We start from the raw sequence: 18,467 nt of genomic DNA, 5'->3' as shown, positions 1-18,467 counted from the left end.
TTGAAAAAACTTTAGGAGGTATAAGGTATGTTAAAGAGAAGATTAATTTTAATAGTAGGTATAGGAGTGATATTATTACCGCACCCTGCTTTGGCCATAAGTAGTAAAGCCGGTGAGGCAGGGGCTAATTTTTTAAAGATAGGCATAAGCCCAAGGGCATCTGCTATGGGTGAGGCATTTTGTGCCGTGGCAGATGATGTTAATAGTATTTATTATAATCCTGCAGGACTGACTCAAATTAAACAAAGGACTTCTGCTCTGATGCATACTGATTGGCTAGAAGAGGTAAATTATGAGTTTTTGGCATATGCTGAGCCTTATAGAAATAAGACTTTGGGTTTAAGTCTAAGTTACCTGGGAATGAGTAAGATGCAAAGGAGAGATATTAATAATGTAGTGATAGGAGATTTTGATGCAAGGGATTTTGCGTTAGGAGTTACTTATGCTCAGGGAGTAAATGATGGAATTTCTGTTGGAGCTACTCTTAAGTTTATACAGCAAGAATTAGAAAAAGAGGTTTCCTCTTCAGCCGCAGTAGATGTAGGTATATTATTTAAGCAGGATAATCTATCACTTGGTGCTTGTGTATCTAATCTTGGGACAAGGATTAAATTTATCAAAGAAAAGGAAAAATTACCCCTAAATTTAAAACTTGGTCTGGGATATAAATTATTAGATAATCGAGTCATCTTAGCCTTAGATATAAATCGACCAGTTGATAATGATATAAATTTTGGAGTTGGCACAGAATATCAAGCCACTAATAATTTATTTGTTAGAGCAGGGTATAATTCAAAGAATGATGTAGGGAATGGTATTAGTTTAGGCTGTGGTTTTAGAGTGAAAAACTTTTATCTTGACTACAGTTTTTTACCTTATGAGCAGATGGGAGATGTGCATCGGTTCTCCTTGCAATTTAAAATTAGTGAGCCTGTAGAAAGTAAGATACTTTCTAAAGAATCAAACCGAACAATTCTAGAGAAGACAACATCTCTACCTGAACAGGAGGTAGAGAAAAAGGCAAGTGAATTGCCCAAAGAAACTAGTTCCTCCCCCTTACCCCCTCCAGAGGGGGACATGATTAAAAAACCATCAAAGGAAGTCACGCAATGGATAAAAGGGGAGAGATATAAAGTTACTGAAGAAAGTGTTAGCGGTGGTAACCAGGTTTGGTTGAGAATAGGCACTCCTAATAGTCGGCAGACATATTCCCTTGATAATGGAACCCAGGTTAAATATCTTGGAGAAGAGAAAAAGGGGTTTTACAAGGTGGTAGTTACTAGCGAAGGGGTATATAAAGGCAGACAGGGTTGGATTTGGGGTGGTTCCTTTGAAAAATCTGAGGATTAGAGGATGAGTAATTGTTTTTGGAACTATTAGGGATAAGAAAGTGAACCGCAGAGACGCAGAAATACACAGAGAAAACCAGGAGAATAATAATATCTGTGCGTCTCTGTGTCTCTGCGGTGAACAGTTACAAATTTTGATGCAGACCTCTTTACAACTTTGCTCTTTGACAATTTAAGATGGTTTTTGTCTTGACAGAGATGAAAAAGCAAAGTATAATTGATGAGTAATGAGGTGAAAAAATGGGAAAGAAACTTACAGGACAGAAGAAAGAGACCAAAGGGCAAAAAAAGAAGGAGAGAAGAGTTTCCTTTAAAATTCCAAAGTTTCTTAGGCTAAAGGATGAGCCAATTGTTCCCAGAGCATTTAGTCCGATAGATTATGCAGGTGGGATATTGGTATTTTTTATCTGCTGGACAGTGTATCTGCATACCTTAACACCTACGATTGGATTTCATGATTCAGGGGATATGATAACAGCGGCTTATGTGCTTGGTATTCCACATCCAACAGGTTATCCGCTGTATTGTTTGCTGGGGAAACTGTGGATGACTATTCTACCGATTGGAAACATTGCTTATCGGATGAATTTAGCTTCTGCTCTATGTGCCTCTTTGGCGTGTGTGATGGTCTACTTTATCATCTTAAAAATAGGAAATGGGAAGTGGGAAGTAAGAAGTGAGGAAAATAAATTCATCTCTCATCTCTCATCCCTCATTCCGGCGATAGTTGGAGCACTAATGCTTGCCTTTGCTATTACCTTCTGGGAACAAGCAGTAATTGCAGAGAAGTACACCTTAAATGCTCTGTTTGCCACGCTCTTAATCTTCATCCTCCTAAAGTGGGCAGAAGTAGTAACTACGGAGCGTGGAGCATGGAGAACAGAGGGAAAAACTCAAAACTCAAAACTCAAAACTCAAAACTATCTTTACCTCTTCGCTTTCACCCTTGGCTTATCCTTTACCCACCACATGCAAACAATTTATTTAGTTCCAGCGAGTATATTCTTTATCATAGCCGTGTACTGGAAGAAATGGAGGCAAGAAAATCCAACTCGAAAACCTTACTACTGTTTACTGTCTACTGACTACTCACTACTTCTCAAGTTGCTTTGTTTATTCATTTTGCCATTATTCTTATACCTATATCTGCCTATTCGAGCAATTGATAATTCTACTTATTGCTATGGTAAACCAGATACCGTAGAGAGATTTATAAGTCATATAAGTGGAGGAGAGTATAAACTACGATATCTTACTCCATTTTCTATAGAAAATTTTATAAAAGAAATAATAAAGTATATTATCTCTATTCTTCCGCATCAGTTTACTCCTTATCTTACTTTAAGTGGATTAATAGGTTTATTTATGTTTTTCAGGAGAAAATTACTTTTTATTTTATTTTCTTTGATAATTATTACTAATATATCCTATGGAACGCAATATCGTATTCCAAATATTGGAGATTATTATATCATATCTTTTTTAATTTTTTGTATTCTAAGTGGATATGGAATTAGAGAAATAGCAAAATTGTTAGTGAAGAAGAACATAAAATCTATTATATTTACTTTTTTAATTATTCCAATTATTCTTTTTTCTACTCATTATTATTCTAATAATTATAATAACTATTATCTTACTTATGATTATATAACAAATCTTTTGAGACCATTGAAAGAAAAAGCAATTATGGTATTAAAAAGGGGATCTGATAAAGTAGTTTTCCCTCTTGCTTACATTCAGGATGTTGAAAATCAATATCCTGATATAAAACCTATTATTTATGTTGGAATGAGTGATGATTACTATATTGATTTCCTAAAGAGAAAATATCCCGATTTAAATCTTAATTTTTATCAAGAAAAGGATACATCAAAACGATTCAATAATTTCATAGATAATCATATAACTAATTATCATATTTATACATATAGTTTAGAAATTTTTAATAATAATTATTCATTAATACCTGGAATAATTCTTTATAAGGTGTTAAAAGAAAGTGTAAATATGGATGAGGTATGGAAAGAAATTATTAGTTATCATTTAATTAATAGGAATATCTATAATGGTATGATTAATGGGAGAAAACCGTTAGGAGAAATTGAAAAAGCAATATTTAATAATTATGCAGAGCTTTATTGTGCCCAAGGAGGTATTTATGGAAATAGAGGGGAATATAAGAAAGCTATTATTCATTGTCAAAAGGCACTTAAATTAAATCCTAAATGTATTAATGCCCATTATAATCTTGGTGTACTTTATCACAGGACAGGAAAACAGCAACAAGCTATTCAAGAATTTAAAAAGGCAATTGAATTAGAACCTAATAATATCGAGGTTAAACAGATGTTAGATAAAATAACAATGCAAAATTAATTCCTTTTATATCATGAGTTAAAAATTTGTTTGGATGAAGAAAATAATTGGGGTTTATCAAGAGTTGTATAAAATAATTAACTAAAGATAGTCAAAGAACTTAGGATGAAATAAAGAGTTTTTGCAGAAAGTTTAAATAAGTTAAAAGGGGGATGATAAAAAATGCTTAAGAGAATTTTTTTGTTTGGGATTTTAATGATTATGGGGTTAATGAGTGAGGTAAGAATTAGTTTAGCAACTATTACTGTAACTGGAACTCAAAGTGGCACCTGGTTGGCTACGAATAGTCCATATATTGTCACGGGAACTGTTATTGTAGAACTTGGTAATACTTTAACAATTGAGCCAGGGGTAGTAGTAAAGTTTGCTACAGGTACTTCTTTGATTTCTTATGGTTTTCTAAATGCTACTGGCGAGGAAACAAATAAGATTGTTTTTACCTCCTTTAAAGATGAAACCAATGGTCAAGGAACTTCTACTATTGCTCAGGCAGGAGATTGGAATGGAATTAAGGTTAGTGGTAATGGAGGTAATGGAAGTATAATTAAGTATTGTGTAATCAAATATGGTCAACAAGCTATATATTTAGAAAATGTGATTAATGTTATAATTAATAATAATGTAATTGCCAATCATAAAGGAGATGATGGAATTGGAGTAGGTAACGATGGAGGAATAGCAAGTGCAATTTCTCTATTTTCAGCAGACTCTAATGTTATAGAGAACAATACTATAATGAATATAATAGGTGGTAAAGGTGGTGATGGAGCATATCCATTTACCATTGGAGGAAATGGAGGTAAAGGAATAGGAATATTGCTAAATTCATCTGAAAAGAACAAAATTAGTAGTAATAATATCTATGATATTCAAGGTGGACAGGGAGGTTTCTGGAACATAACTACAGGTGAGGGAATTGGAATCTTTATTAGTTCATCTAATAATAATGAACTATATGAAAATAATATTATGAATATTACAGGAGGATTAGGAGGAGATAATTGGGGTAATGGAGGAATTGGAGTAGGGTTATATTTATATGATGCAAATCATAATAATGTAAAAAATAATTCATTTCTAAGAATAGGAGGAGGAGATGGTGGTAGGGGACTTAACCTTGCAGGGAAGGGAATGAGTGCAGGTGGCGATGGAATAGGTGTATATCTCATGACTTCTATGGAAAATACTATCTTATATAATAACATATCACATAACAAAGGAGGACAAGGGGGAGAAGTAGTACCTGACGCTATCGGTGATGCTGGTGTAGGTGGTGTAGGAGGGGGGATATATCTTGGATCTTCAACAAGAAATACTATCTCATTTAATACCATCTCATATAACAAAGGGGGACAAGGCGGTACAAGTAGTGTTAAAGGTATGCCTTCTTCTGGTGGTGCAGGTGGTATAGGATATGGGATATATTTTTTATCTTCAATAGAAAATACTATCATATATAATACCATATCAAACAATAGAGGTGGTCAAGGAGGAAAAAGTGATTATAGTCAGGGAGGTCCAGGTAATATTGGAGGAGGGATATTACTATCTTTTTCTACCTCAACCATCATAGTAAGAAATATCATATTAGATAACAGAGGTGGTGAGGGAGGACCAGGAGGCAGTTCTATGGGTAGCGGTGGTGTAGGTTGTGGAGTCTACTTAATTTCCTCAGATAATAATACCATTATTAATGATAATACTTTCAAAGATAATACAGGTGGTACTGGTAATCCAAATGGTAATGGCGTCGGAATTTACTGTAAATCCTCAGTAATTTCTGAACTTATTTATAATAACATCTATAATAACCAACCATACAATCTACAAACAGATGGTACTCAGACAGCTGAATATAACTGGTGGGGTTCTGATCCACCTGCTACATCAACCTTTTCTGGTAATATTGATTATGATCCTTGGTTAAAAGGGACATATACCAGTCCAACTATAACTGAAATCTCTCCTACTGCTGGTACTATTGGTACTCTTGTGATAATAAAAGGGAGGGGATATATTCCAACCGAGGGTGTTCAAATAAATTTTGGTACAACTCTTACTATTACCTCTGTTACAACTGATTTATCAGGCAAATTTACTGCTATATTTACTACTGATACCCAGCCTTATGGTACTACCTCTATTATTGCCACTGAGCTTCTAACTGGTAAAAAAGCTAATGGCTTTTTCTTTATCACAGGAGGAAGAATTTATATCCTTACTCCAATCTCTGGGACCGTAGGCACTATCATCACTTTATCTGGTAATGGTTATGGTAGAACTGAGGATATAGTCATACATTTTGGTACTATTCGGTCTATTGCTACTTCTATTGCCAGTGATGCAGGGACTTTTTCTACCACCTTTACTTTTCCCTTAATGGTACGAGGGACGAAGACTGTTACTGCTACTGGGTTAAAGACTCTGGTATCTGCTAATGCCTTCTTTAATGTCCTATGTAGTACACGATTAGAGATTAAGCCGGGGAGTAAAATCGTGACTAAAGGGGATGAGTTTGGTATAGATATCTGGTTGAAGGATGTGGTGAATTTGGCAGGACTGGATGTCTTTCTTGACTTTGACCATAATCGTTTAGAGGTATTAGATGATAATCCTGTAGAAGAGGGCATACAAATTACTCAAGGACCTTTTCCTCCAGAGGCATCATTACTTTATGCTGCGGCTACTAATACGAGCGGACAGATTGCCTATAGCCTGATTTTAGTTCCTGCCACTAATACCGCAGATGGCTCAGGGATATTAGCAAAGATTAGATTTAAGGCTAAAGCACCAGGGACTGCTACTATCTACTTTGTCTTTGATAAACCTGATAACCGTTGGACAGTGCTTAAAGATAGTGATAATCAACCTATTCCAGTTACTACTTATGGAGGGACTGTAACTATTTTCGAATATGGTAGTATGGAAGGATATGTAATAATTGATCCACCAAAGGATACAGGCACTAATGCAGGCATTTCAATTACCCTCGTAGGCGTAGGAACAACCAGTACCGGGATAGGTGGTTATTATACCTTTTTAGAGGTTATCCCGGGAACTTATACATTACAGGCTGATACCTTAGGTGTAGCTCTTGGTACAATTACCGGGATAGTAGTTTATCCGGGAACAAAGACTATCGTGGCTACTCTTACCCTTTTAAATGGTGATTCAAATAATGATGGGGTAGTAGATATTGAGGATTTTATGGTCTTACGAAATGCCTATCTCTCGGTCATAGGAGATGGAAGATGGAACGAGGAATCTGATTATAATGGCGATGAGCGGATAAATATAGATGATGCTATGATTTTACGAAATAGTTTCTTTAAGACACAACCATCACCTGCTCCTGCACCGCCAGCGCCTGCTCCACCAGTTAAACTACCTGTAAAACTTGCTAAAACTAAACTTACATTTAGTCCATCTGCAATTGATACATTTGTAGGTGCTACATTTAGTGTCAGGATAATGATTGAGAATGTAGAGGATTTAGCTGCCTGCCAGGCACAATTGTCCTTTGACCCTAATCTTTTAGAAGTAATTAATCTGACTACCGGTAATATAGGTCTTCCGGTGATTAAGTCTCAATTTGGAGTTGACACGGTAGATTATGCCGGTGGATTATTAGAAGGCAAGGTATATGAGAGTGGTATATTAGCTGAGATTGAATTTAAAGTAAAGGATTCAGGAATAACGGAGATTAAGTTTGATTTTAACCCGGCTAAATATCGAATGACGAAGATGATAGATATAAATAGCCAGGCTATCCTGTTTGATGTCAATGAAGTTAAAGTTAATGCTAAAGCTATTTCTCCATTAGACCATTTTGAATTTGATAAGATTGACTCACCTAAAGTAGATGGGATACCGTTTAATGTTACGATAAAAGCTCTGGATATAGGGAATAAGATAGTGGATGATTATAACAATACAGGTACCTTATCTCTACATAATATATCAGGGACGATTACTCCAAAAGTAATTACCTTTGGTAGTGGGACATGGCAGGGAACAGTAGCTATTTCTGGCACAGGAACACAGGTATTTATCTGTGTTAGAAGTTCTGGTAAAGTGGGGACAAGTAGTCTCTTTGAAGTCAAGGCAATTAATGTTCCTAAAGAATCTAATGAGGATATTCTGATTAAATCAGAAGATGAGAAGGCAGTTGTAGTCATTGAGAAGGGTTCACCTAACCAGGATGCGTATGTAGAAATAACAAAAGTTACTACTCCTCCATCTGTGCCACCTAATATACCACAAGATGTAAGTCCAGTAGTTATTGAAATTAATGTGGTAACAGCTCCAAAGACTAAATTAGAGATAAAAGGAAGTATTACCTTAAGCTACACAGATGAGCAAGTAAAAGGATTAGATGAAAGTCGGTTACGGATATTTTACTATACAGGTTCTGGTTGGGAATTAGCCGCTTCTAATCAGGAAGTAGATACCTTCAATAATCGTATAACCGCTTATATCACTCATTTTTCTATTTATGCTATTGGTAATCTGGTAGCACCTAATTTATCTAATGTCCAGGTATATCCAAATCCATTTAAACCAACTACTGTTCATTCAGGCAAATATATTACCTTTAAAAATCTAACATCTTACTGGAACTTGAAGATATTTAATTTAGCTGGTGAATTAGTAGATGAGAAAACGGGTGATACCAATGAAGCTCACTGGGATGGAAATAATCAAGCCGGTAATTCATGTGCCAGTGGGGTATATATCTATCTTATCACCAATGATAGGAATGAGAAGGTAACAGGAAGGGTGGTGGTGATTAGATAACTGGAATTTGAGATGTGAGGTGGTGTTAAATAAAACATGAAAGAATTTTCAGACACCACCGCCAGATCTTGTTTTTTAGGAAAGTTTTGTAACCAATGAGGCGGGCTGAGTATCTATGTGCCTGAAGACACCAAACACCAGATCACCAAAACACCCTATTATCTGAACACTTACGAGGAATACATACCTTGGTGTGGTTAAAGCGATAGACCTCTTTATAACCGTGAGGTTGTGCCTTTTTTGGTTGTGGCTATGCTGCGCTGGGTTCTGTGTGGTTAATTTTTAACATTACTGCAAAAAAAAGGAGGATGAAAAAAATGTCTGATTTAAAAACGCCGCTTTTAGATGAATTAGAGAAGGGTAAATGGCCAAGTTTTGTTAAAGACCTGAAGAAACTTAGCCAGAGAAGCCCCAAAGCAAAAGACCTTTTAGGTCAACTTGAGTTATCTTACAAAGATAAGAAAACTCATTGGAAGCACGGTGGTATTGTTGGAGTTAAAGGGTATGGTGGTGGTGTGATTGGTAGATTTTCAGATGTCCCGGAGGAATTCCCTGAGGCGGCACATTTTCATACTGTGCGTGTCAATCAACCTTCAGGTTGGTTTTACACAACTGCGGCTTTGCGACAATTAGTGGATACCTGGGATAAATATGGTTCGGGAATCCTTAATATGCATGGCTCAACCGGGGATATAATATTTTTAGGTGCGGATACCAATGCCCTTGAACCATTTTTTACTGATTTATCTTCAAATAATTGGGATTTAGGTGGTTCAGGGTCTGATGTAAGAACGCCAAGTTGTTGTGTTGGACCGGCAAGATGTGAATTTGCTTGCTACGATACACTGGCACTGACTTACGATTTAACTATGACCTATCAGGATGAACTCCACCGCCCATTTTTCCCTTACAAATGGAAATTCAAGATGGCTGGCTGTCCCAATGATTGCGTCGCATCTATTGCCAGATCTGATTTCTCGGTTATTGGAATATGGCAGGATAACATCCAGATTGACCAGGATGCCGTTAAAGAATACTCAAATATTCAATCTGATGTCTGCGATAAATGCCCCAAAAGATGTATCCAATGGGATGGAAAGGAACTAAAGATTGATAATGAATCCTGCAGTAAGTGTATGCATTGTATTAATGTCCTGCCAAAAGCACTTCGCATAGGAAAAGAAAAGGGTGCTTGTATCCTTCTGGGTGCAAAAGCACCAATTGTTGAAGGAGCACAATTATCATCAGTGCTGGTGCCCTTTATGAAAATGGAACCACCTTATGAGGAACTTAAAAGTCTTATCCGAAGAATCTGGGATTTCTGGGATGAATATGGCAAAGCAAGAGAACGAATTGGTGAATGTATCCAACGAATAGGACTGGGTAATTTCCTTGAAAAAATAGGGCTTGAGCCAGTCCCACAAATGGTTTCCCAACCCAGAGAGAATCCATACATATTCTATGAGGAGTATTACGAGGAAGAGTAAGATATTAGCCACAGAGGCACAGAGTTCACAAAGAAATAATAAAAAGTCGTAACCGTTCAGGCTATATATCAAAAGTGTAAGAAAGGGGATAAGGAGATAAGAGTGATATGGAGATAAGATAATAGAAATAGATTGAAATTTATAGAAATAGGTAGAAATTGATTGTGGGAAACAACAAATTTCCATAATTTCTATTAGTTTCTACTAATTTCAATTTTTTAATAATATCTCCCTATCTCCTTAATCTCCACATCTCCTTTTGTTACACCACCTGAATGTTTACAAAAAGTCTCTGTGGCAAAAACAAGGAGGTAAATTAAAAAATGGCAGAAAGACAAACAGATATAGGTCCACCACATTATGAAAAGTTTTTACACCCAATTATCAAGGAAAACTATGGTAAGTGGAAATACCATGAGGTATTAAAACCAGGTGTTTTAGTCCATGTTGCGGAAACAGGGGCTAAAATTTATACAGTGCGGGTTGGCTCACCCAGATTGATGAGCAGTGATTTTATCCGACTGATATGTGACCTGGCGGATAAATACTGCGATGGGTATTTGAGATTTACCAGCAGAAACAATGTTGAATTTTTACTGGCAAAGGAAGGCAATATCGAGCCTTTAATCAAGGATTTGGAGATTCAGAATCTGCCTGTAGGCGGAACAAAAAATACTATTTCCAATGTCGTTCATACACAAGGCTGGGTTCATTGCCATTCTGCGGCTACGGATGCCTCAGGTATTGTTAAATCCGTGATGGATGAATTGACCGATTATTTTACCGGCAAAATAGCATTACCACATAAATTAAGGATTGCGGTAGCATGTTGTCTAAATATGTGTGGTGCTGTGCATTGCTCAGACATTGCCATTCTTGGTGTTCACCGAAGACCACCCAAGATTAATCATGAAAAATTAGGCAATTTGTGTGAGATTCCATCAATTGTTGCCTCCTGCCCTCTGGCGGCGATTAGACCAACTATCATTGATGGTAAAAAATCGGTAGAGATAGATGAAGATAATTGTATGTATTGCGGCAATTGCTACACTGTTTGTCCAGCGATGCCAATTGCTGACCCATTAAATGATGGCGTCTCTATCTGGGTAGGCGGAAAGGTTTCCAATGCAAGAACTACACCAATGTTCACTAAATTAGCCATACCTTTTCTACCAAATAATCCACCAAGATGGCCTGAAGTCGTCTCGGCGGTAAAAAATATCATTGAGGTCTATGCCAAAAATGCCTTCAAATACGAACGAGTTGGAGAATGGATTAATCGAATTGGCTGGCCAAAATTCTTTGATTTGACCGGTATTAAATTCACCAAGTATCATATCGATGACTTTAAACATGCCGGTCAAACATATCGAAAGACAACGCAGATGAGGTAGAGAGTAGAGAGTAGAGAGTAGAGAGTAGAGAGAAAAGAGAAAAGAGAAGAGAGAAGAGAGAATGGAGAGAAAACCAATAAAGAGTGTAGAGGACTTTGAAGTTTATCAAAAAGCAGTTAGACTATTTGAAGATTTTTTAGAAGAAGATTTACCTGTGCTTCAAAAGAGTTTTGCAGGTAGGATATTAGCATCGAATCAATTGAGAAGTTTAGATTCTATCTGTGCTAATATGGAAGAAGGATATGAACGAAAGTCGGGAAAAGAAATTAAGAATTTCTTTAGAATGTCTAAAGGTTCAGTAGGAGAAAGTAGGGGTAGATATAGGAGGTTAAGAAAGTTGTTGCCTGAAAAAATAATAGAGAAGAGACTACAAGTTTTAAATGAGATTAGAGCAATGCTTCATTCACTAATTGCGAAATGGGAATAATCTCTCTACTCTCTACTTTCTACTCTCTACTTATTAAAGGAGGTACAGAAAAATGGCAGATAAAATGTCTATTGAAGAAATAGCGGATGCAATGTTCAAAATGATAGAAGAATACGCCGGTAAGAAAAAATTTAAACCAAATGACTTGCCTAAAGAGATGACTATGCAATATGGTGAAGATAGAGTTTCTAAAGACGATGCGAGGAAGGCGATCAATATGTTAATAGATTCCGGACGCTGTGTCTATACCTACTTTGGGGGCACATTTGTCGAGATACCTCATAAAGAAGCGGCCGCGAATGAGTAAAATGTTTGGTAACTATTCACCACGAAGGACACGAAGTGAAATTTGATAAATTAGAGTCATTGGAGGCACTATAGCGGTGCATCGAACTCTTGAGCCGGGTTTGTTTGAATTCACGTGGAAAGATTGAAAGAAGGCATAAAGAGATTTGTTCTGTAACATCTCCCTGCCCTTCGTGCTCTTCGTGGTGAATAGTTACAAAGGAGGAAACTATGGCTATAGTTCTAAAAACAAGAAAACGGGCTTTAGAAAAAATTGGTTTGCGCGGAGGCAGAGAAACCTCTGCACTAAGACCTAAATATACCCCAAAAACACCACCGTGTAGTTATACCTGCCCATCTGGAACAGATATTAGGGGTTATTTAACAATTATTGCTCAATCACAAAACTATGGAAGGAACTATGAAGATGCGTTTAAAATGGCATGGGAAACTTTAGTCGATAAAAACCCATTCCCGGCAGTTTGTGGTAGAGTTTGTCCGCATCCCTGTGAAAAAGAATGTAATCGAAAAGAAAAGGACGAGGCAGTAGGTATTAATGCGGTTGAAAGATTCATTGGTGACTACGGGATTAAAAATAACCTGAAACATAAAAAACTTTATCCGGATACATATCCAGAGAAGGTTGCCGTAATTGGTGCAGGACCGTCAGGGCTTTCCTGTGCCTGTCAATTAGCCAGAAAAGGCTATAAAGTCACTGTGTTTGAAGGATTTGAAAAGCCAGGCGGAATGCTCAGATATGGTATCCCGCGCTACCGATTACCAGAAGATATTCTCGATGCTGAGATTAATGCGATTTTAGAATTAGGGATTGAACTCAAATGCAAGACAAGGATTGGAGAAGATATTTCATTTGAACAGTTACAAAAAGGCTATAATGCGGTGTATGTAGCTATTGGTGCACATCAAGGAGCGGGTCTAAACATTCCGGGCGAAGATGCTGAAGGTGTTTTTACCGCGGCCTGGTATCTGAATCAGATTAATTCTGGCAAACAAATTGATTTAGGTTCAAAGGTGCTGGTTATTGGCGGTGGAAATAGTGCTATTGATGCGGCCAGGGTCGCCAGAAGACAAAATGCGGATGTATCTATCCTCTATCGAAGAACAAAAGTAGAGATGCCGGCTATTGAACATGAGGTTAATCAAGCCGAAGAAGAAGGAATTCATCTTGAACTTTTAGTCGCTCCAGTTGAGGTCATAAAACAAGGTAATAAAACCGTTGGGTTAAAGTGCATTCGTATGGAACTGGGTGAGCCAGATGCCAGTGGTCGCAGAAGACCAATACCTATTGCCGGGTCTGAATTTGAAATAAAGGCAACTGCTATCATTGCCGCTATCAGTCAAATATCTGTTTTTACCGGTTTAGAGCAAATCAAAAATGAAAAAGGCTGGATTACCATCGATGAAAGAGGAAAAACAAACATTGATAAGGTGTTTGCTGGTGGTGATGTAACAAATCAACTCGGTCTGGTCACTGAGGCGATTGGTTTGGGAAGAAAGGCAGCTGAGGCAATTGACGACTATTTACGAGAAAGAGAACCTGCAAAAATTCTTGCCCCAACTATCATCCGACATACCAGGATGAATTTTAATTACTACGAAAAATTAGCCCGAGTTCAAACCTCAAATCTTAGTCCGCAAGAACGGGTAAATAATTTTAATGAAGTCGCTTTTACCATTGATGAACCTGTGGCTATTGCAGAAACTAAGAGATGTATGAGTTGTGGTCAATGTTTTGATTGTGACAACTGCTATATTCTGTGTTCGGATTCTGCAGTCAAGAAATTACCCAAAGGTAAACATTACGAGTTCAATTTAGCCCTCTGTCAGGGGTGTAAGAAATGTGCGGAAGAATGCCCCTGTGGGTATATTGATATGATTTAGAACAAGAAATGGTAACCGTTCACCGCAGAGACACAGAGACGCAGAGAAAAAATTAAAAACTATTTACCATACGCAGAATTCCATTCCTGATTTTCATCAGAGCAAGCTTTTGAGGCCCGACATCTCATGATTGATTAATAATTTGGTTTTGATGTCCTATGTATGACAATGATTACCTCAATAATCTTTTCTGTTATCTGATTTATTTCTCTGTTCCTCTGCGTCTCTGCGGTAAATTTCCACCTGAACGGTTACAAGAAATGTAACTATTCAGCCACTGATGGACACAGATGAAACACTGAAAATTCGTAATCCGTGTCCGTTTTCTGTGTCCGTAATTAGGCTGAGGGCTGAAAATTCAGGTATAGTGCCTCGTCTCTCCTCTCCTTCTCCGTTTCTCCCTTTCTCCGTTTCCCCCTTTCTCATCTGTCCTCTGAGTTCTGTCTTCTGACTATAGCAGTTATTAGTCAAAACTTTACTCAGAGTGGATAAGTAAAAAAAATCCCAAATCCCAAGCACCAAATCTCAAATAAACACCAAATTTCAAATCCTAAATACAAACTATGGGGGTAATGTTTTGAATTTTGGTCATTCGAATTTGTTTGGAATTTGGAATTTGTGATTTGGAATTTCATAGCCATATCTATGTCAAATTTCGATTAATAAGTGCTATATTTCCGTGCTACTCCGTGTCAATCAGTGGCTGAATAGTTACTTAATTTTTTCTCTGCGTCTCTGTGTCTCTGCGGTGAAGAGCAGTGAACGGTTACGAATTACCAAAAAAACAATTGACATTCTTAAAGTAATATGGTATAGTATTTAAAGTGCAAAAAGGAGCAGAAATTTTAAAAATAGACCCCATCTATCCAGAAAAGGAGAAGATAACAAGGGCGGCTAATTTTATTAAAAAAGGAAAACTTGTTGCCTTTCCTACGGAAACGGTCTATGGATTAGGGGTAGATGGGTTGAATAAAGATGGAATAAGATTAATCTTTGAGGTAAAAAAAAGACCCATATCCAAACCAATATCTTTACTTATTTCAGATTTTAATGAGCTATCAAGATTAGCGAAAGATATACCTGATGATACCTGGAAATTAATAGATAAATTCTGGCCTGGTCCTTTAACGATAATCTTATCTGCCAGTGATTTAGTTCCTGAAATGATAATGGGTGAAAAGCGGACTGTGGGCATCCGAATGCCAGATAATAAGATTGCGTTAGCATTAATTGAGTCTTCAAACACCCCGATTGCCTGTCCTTCAGCAAATATTTCTGGCCATAAAGAACCAACTACCTGTGAGGAAGTAATGGCAGGTTTAAAAGATAAAATAGATTTAATCATAGATGGTGGTAAAACAAAATTGGGTATTGCCTCGACTGTTTTAGATTTAACAGGTAAATCACCTGTTATTTTGCGTGAAGGAGCAATTGGTTCTAAAGAATTATTCAGAGTTCTTAATTCGAAGAATATCTTATTTGTTTGCACAGGTAATACCTGCCGAAGTTTTATGGCAGAAAAATTGTTCGCCAAAATGGCAAAAGAGACAAATTTTTTAGTTGAAGTTAAGTCTGCTGGAACATCTGCTATTAATAACGGAAATGTTACTCCCATGAGTCTAAAAATATTAGAAAATGAAGGGATTCTCCCCACTGCTGCCTTTTCTACACTATTAAATGAACAGATGATTAAAAAAGCAGATGTAATCCTGACGATGGAGAGTTATCATAAAGAAAGGGTAGAGAATATTTTACCATCAGCAAAAGGAAAAACATTTCTTTTGTCTGAGTATGTTGGATTAGGGAAAAAAGAGATTGCTGACCCAATTGGTGGTTCAAGAGAAGGATATGAAACCTGTTTTTTGGAGATTAAAAAGTGTCTAACGCGATTGATAAAAAAACTAATGGAATGAAAATTGTCTTTGGTTGTGACCATGCTGGAATTGACTTAAAAAAGGAATTAATAAAATCTTTAAATTATGAGTATGAAGATGTTGGGACCTATGATGAAACATCCGTTGATTACCCGGATATTGGGATTAAGGTGGCTAAAAAGGTAAGTAATGGTGAATTTGAGCGCGGGGTACTTATTTGTGGCACCGGCATAGGAATGTCAATTACCGCTAATAAAATCCCAGGTATCCGTGCCGCTCTTTGCTGTGATACAATGACCGCAAGATTATGCCGAGAACATAATGATGCTAATATTTTAGTTCTGGGGGCGAAAATAGTGAACTCTCAACAAGCAAAGGAAATTTTAAAGATATTCCTGGAAACAGAATTTTCCAACGAAGAAAGACATATCCGTAGATTAGATAAGATTAGGGAATTAGAAATTGGGAGATAAAATGATTCGCAAGGTAGTAAAAATAAAAGATTTAAATACAAAAAAGGATAATTCGGATTTAGAATATTGGTTAAGGAAATCTGTAAAAGAGAGAGTTAGGACAGTGGATTATTTAAGGAAGCAATATAATGGAAATACAGCAAGACTTCAAAGAGTTGTTAGAGTTATTCAACAAACATCAGGTTGATTTTTTAATTATGGGTGGTTATGCCCTGGCATTTCATGGTGCTCCCAGATATACTGGAGATATGGACATTTTTATAAAACCATCCGTAGAAAATGGCAAAAAAATACTTGCGGCATTAAAAGATTTCGACCTGTGAAATAGGAATATTTTGATCGTAGTTAGTATAAGAAGGGGGATAAGGGGATAAAGGGGATATGGAGATATCAGAGAAGAATATCAAGAAAATCTACTTGCTGAGATAATAATTCAATGTATTATCAAGGTACACCAGACACTGGGGCCAGGTTTTCTGGAGAGTATTTACCGATTTAAAAGCTGCAGGTGTAAAGGTGGCTATTCTTGTAAACTTTGCTAAAGAAAAGGCAGATTTTAGAAGAGTGGAATTAGAATAATATCCCCTTATCTCCTTAATCTCCCTATCTCCTTTTCTTACACCAAGCAGTGGAGTATAATTTTGTTTTTCCCTCGTTGACCTATTTCACAGGTCGAAAGATTTTGGTTTTGGTTCACTTAGACTTTCTGTCGAAGATTTTGCAGTTGAACATAAAGTTGTTCAACTGGGGGTGCCACCGGTAAGAATTGATATTATTACCTCTATCTCAGGCATTGATTGGCATACTGCATTTGTTGGTAGAGAAAAGGGAGAATATGGTAATCTTCCTGTTTATTTTATTGGACGCAAAGAGTTTATTATAAACAAAAAGGCATTATACCGTCATAAGGATTTAGCCGATATTGAAGCTTTGGGCGAAAAAATAAATTAATATCTACCCCAATCGTTACAGCGAATGACGGATAAAGCCAGCGGGGTCGAATTCTATCATTTCAGAGGAGGTTTAAAAAATGAAGAATAAACCATTAAAGATTATCTTAACTGTTTTAGGAGTAATAGTAATTGCCTTTACAATGGTCTGGTTAGAGACATTACATCGGGCAAAAGAGGCATTTTATGAAGGAGAAAAAGAATACAAGGGAAAAAATTATGCGATGGCCGTTGTCTGGTATGGCTCAACCATTAGATTTTATACCCCGGGTTCAAAATGGGTGAAAAAGGCAAAAGAGCGAATATTTGAAATAGGTCAGATGTATGAAAAAGATGGTCAGTTTAAAGAAGCAAAGGATACTTACGGTGAAATAGTTCATGGAATTTACGCCATCCGTAGCTTTTATACCCCTCACGAAGACTGGCAAAAACAAGCAATGGAAAAAGTTGAACTATGTGAAAAAAAAGATTAGCCACAGAGACACAGAGGACACAGAGAGAAAATGATAGAAAAGATGTAACCGTTCAGGCTATATATCAAAAGTGTAAGAAAGGGGATAAGGAGATAAGAGTGATATGGAGATAAGATAATAGAAATAGATTGAAATTTATAGAAATAGGTAGAAATTGATTGTGGGAAACAACAAATTTCCATAAATTTCTATTAGTTTCTATTAATTTCAATTTTTTTAATAATATCTCCCTATCTCCTTAATCTCCACATCTCCTTTTGTTACACCACCTGAACGCTTACGAAAAGATAAATGTGGTTACAGAGAAGATTATTAAGGGCACTATGGAGACAACAATTACTTACTTAAAACTCACCGGGAAGAAAGTAGGTTTAGTGATTAATTTTATAAATAATCCTCTGTGCACTCTGTGCCTCTGTGGCAAAAAAAGATTAAAAATAAAACTTGACTTTTGGAGTAAGATGTGATAATTTAATATAAGATTACTTTTAAAAAGAGGTTTTACGATGAAAAAAGTATTAATCCCAATTCTGGGATTACTTATATTCCTGCCAGGAAAAATTACCTTTGCCGAATTAACCAAACAAGATATAGCCGAAATACGCGCGGTTGTTAAAGAAGAAATTGGATATGTAAATCAACGGATAGATTCATTAAATCAACGGATAGATTCATTA

At 36.6% G+C, this 18,467-nt stretch carries 15 protein-coding genes; 14 read left to right on the top strand and 1 reads right to left on the bottom strand.

Translation table 11 applies throughout. From position 1 onward, the window contains the following. The first annotated feature begins 27 nt into the window (after positions 1-27). The 14 genes from AB1422_02360 (at position 28) to AB1422_02295 (ending at position 17,790) form a co-directional block, all read left to right on the top strand. Positions 28-1,350, top strand: coding sequence for a PorV/PorQ family protein (locus tag AB1422_02360; protein MEW6618188.1), 1,323 nt, complete (start codon positions 28-30; stop codon positions 1,348-1,350). Between the two features lie 239 nt (positions 1,351-1,589). Then, positions 1,590-3,728 carry a DUF2723 domain-containing protein gene (locus AB1422_02355; GenBank protein MEW6618187.1) on the top strand — a complete coding sequence of 713 codons (2,139 nt, stop codon included), beginning with the start codon at positions 1,590-1,592 and terminating at the stop codon, positions 3,726-3,728. Between the two features lie 162 nt (positions 3,729-3,890). Beyond that, positions 3,891-8,525: a cohesin domain-containing protein gene (locus AB1422_02350; protein MEW6618186.1), complete on the top strand. Its 4,635-nt coding sequence runs from the start codon at positions 3,891-3,893 to the stop codon at positions 8,523-8,525. 317 nt (positions 8,526-8,842) lie between these two features. After that, a complete protein-coding gene (gene dsrA, locus AB1422_02345) occupies positions 8,843-10,012 on the top strand; it encodes a dissimilatory-type sulfite reductase subunit alpha (protein ID MEW6618185.1) in 1,170 nt (389 codons plus the stop codon). 323 nt (positions 10,013-10,335) lie between these two features. After that, positions 10,336-11,406, top strand: coding sequence for a dissimilatory-type sulfite reductase subunit beta (dsrB, locus tag AB1422_02340; GenBank protein MEW6618184.1), 1,071 nt, complete (start codon positions 10,336-10,338; stop codon positions 11,404-11,406). A 61-nt stretch (positions 11,407-11,467) separates the two neighbouring features. After that, the gene (locus tag AB1422_02335) at positions 11,468-11,833 is read left to right on the top strand and encodes a four helix bundle protein (GenBank protein MEW6618183.1); all 366 of its coding nucleotides are present in this window, start codon (positions 11,468-11,470) and stop codon (positions 11,831-11,833) included. Positions 11,834-11,885: 52 nt separating this feature from the next. Beyond that, positions 11,886-12,140 (top strand): hypothetical protein, encoded by a 255-nt coding sequence (locus tag AB1422_02330; protein MEW6618182.1) that lies wholly within the window; start codon positions 11,886-11,888, stop codon positions 12,138-12,140. A 209-nt stretch (positions 12,141-12,349) separates the two neighbouring features. Continuing rightward, positions 12,350-14,020 (top strand): NAD(P)-binding protein, encoded by a 1,671-nt coding sequence (locus AB1422_02325; GenBank protein MEW6618181.1) that lies wholly within the window; start codon positions 12,350-12,352, stop codon positions 14,018-14,020. Between the two features lie 824 nt (positions 14,021-14,844). After that, positions 14,845-15,933 (top strand): L-threonylcarbamoyladenylate synthase, encoded by a 1,089-nt coding sequence (locus AB1422_02320; protein ID MEW6618180.1) that lies wholly within the window; start codon positions 14,845-14,847, stop codon positions 15,931-15,933. Next, entirely contained in the window at positions 15,930-16,367 is a 438-nt protein-coding gene (gene rpiB / locus AB1422_02315; protein ID MEW6618179.1) for a ribose 5-phosphate isomerase B, read from the top strand. Before AB1422_02320 ends, rpiB begins: the two co-directional genes overlap by 4 nt. Positions 16,368-16,495: 128 nt before the next feature. Continuing rightward, entirely contained in the window at positions 16,496-16,690 is a 195-nt protein-coding gene (locus tag AB1422_02310; GenBank protein MEW6618178.1) for a hypothetical protein, read from the top strand. Positions 16,691-16,756: 66 nt separating this feature from the next. Beyond that, on the top strand, positions 16,757-16,909 hold the full coding sequence (locus tag AB1422_02305; GenBank protein ID MEW6618177.1) for a GxxExxY protein: 153 nt from the start codon (positions 16,757-16,759) through the stop codon (positions 16,907-16,909). A gap of 208 nt (positions 16,910-17,117) precedes the next feature. Continuing rightward, a complete protein-coding gene (locus AB1422_02300) occupies positions 17,118-17,318 on the top strand; it encodes a hypothetical protein (protein ID MEW6618176.1) in 201 nt (66 codons plus the stop codon). 79 nt (positions 17,319-17,397) lie between these two features. Continuing rightward, positions 17,398-17,790, top strand: coding sequence for a hypothetical protein (locus tag AB1422_02295; protein MEW6618175.1), 393 nt, complete (start codon positions 17,398-17,400; stop codon positions 17,788-17,790). On the opposite strand, the gene AB1422_02290 is transcribed toward AB1422_02295, so the two are convergent. Then, positions 17,787-17,972: a hypothetical protein gene (locus tag AB1422_02290; protein ID MEW6618174.1), complete on the bottom strand. Its 186-nt coding sequence runs from the start codon at positions 17,970-17,972 to the stop codon at positions 17,787-17,789. The genes AB1422_02295 and AB1422_02290 overlap by 4 nt on opposite strands. Positions 17,973-18,467: the final 495 nt, after the last annotated feature.

This window comes from bacterium (genome assembly GCA_040757115.1).
Lineage (GTDB): Bacteria > UBA9089 > CG2-30-40-21 > CG2-30-40-21 > SBAY01 > JBFLXS01.
This window is presented reverse-complemented; position numbering and strand designations above follow the sequence as displayed.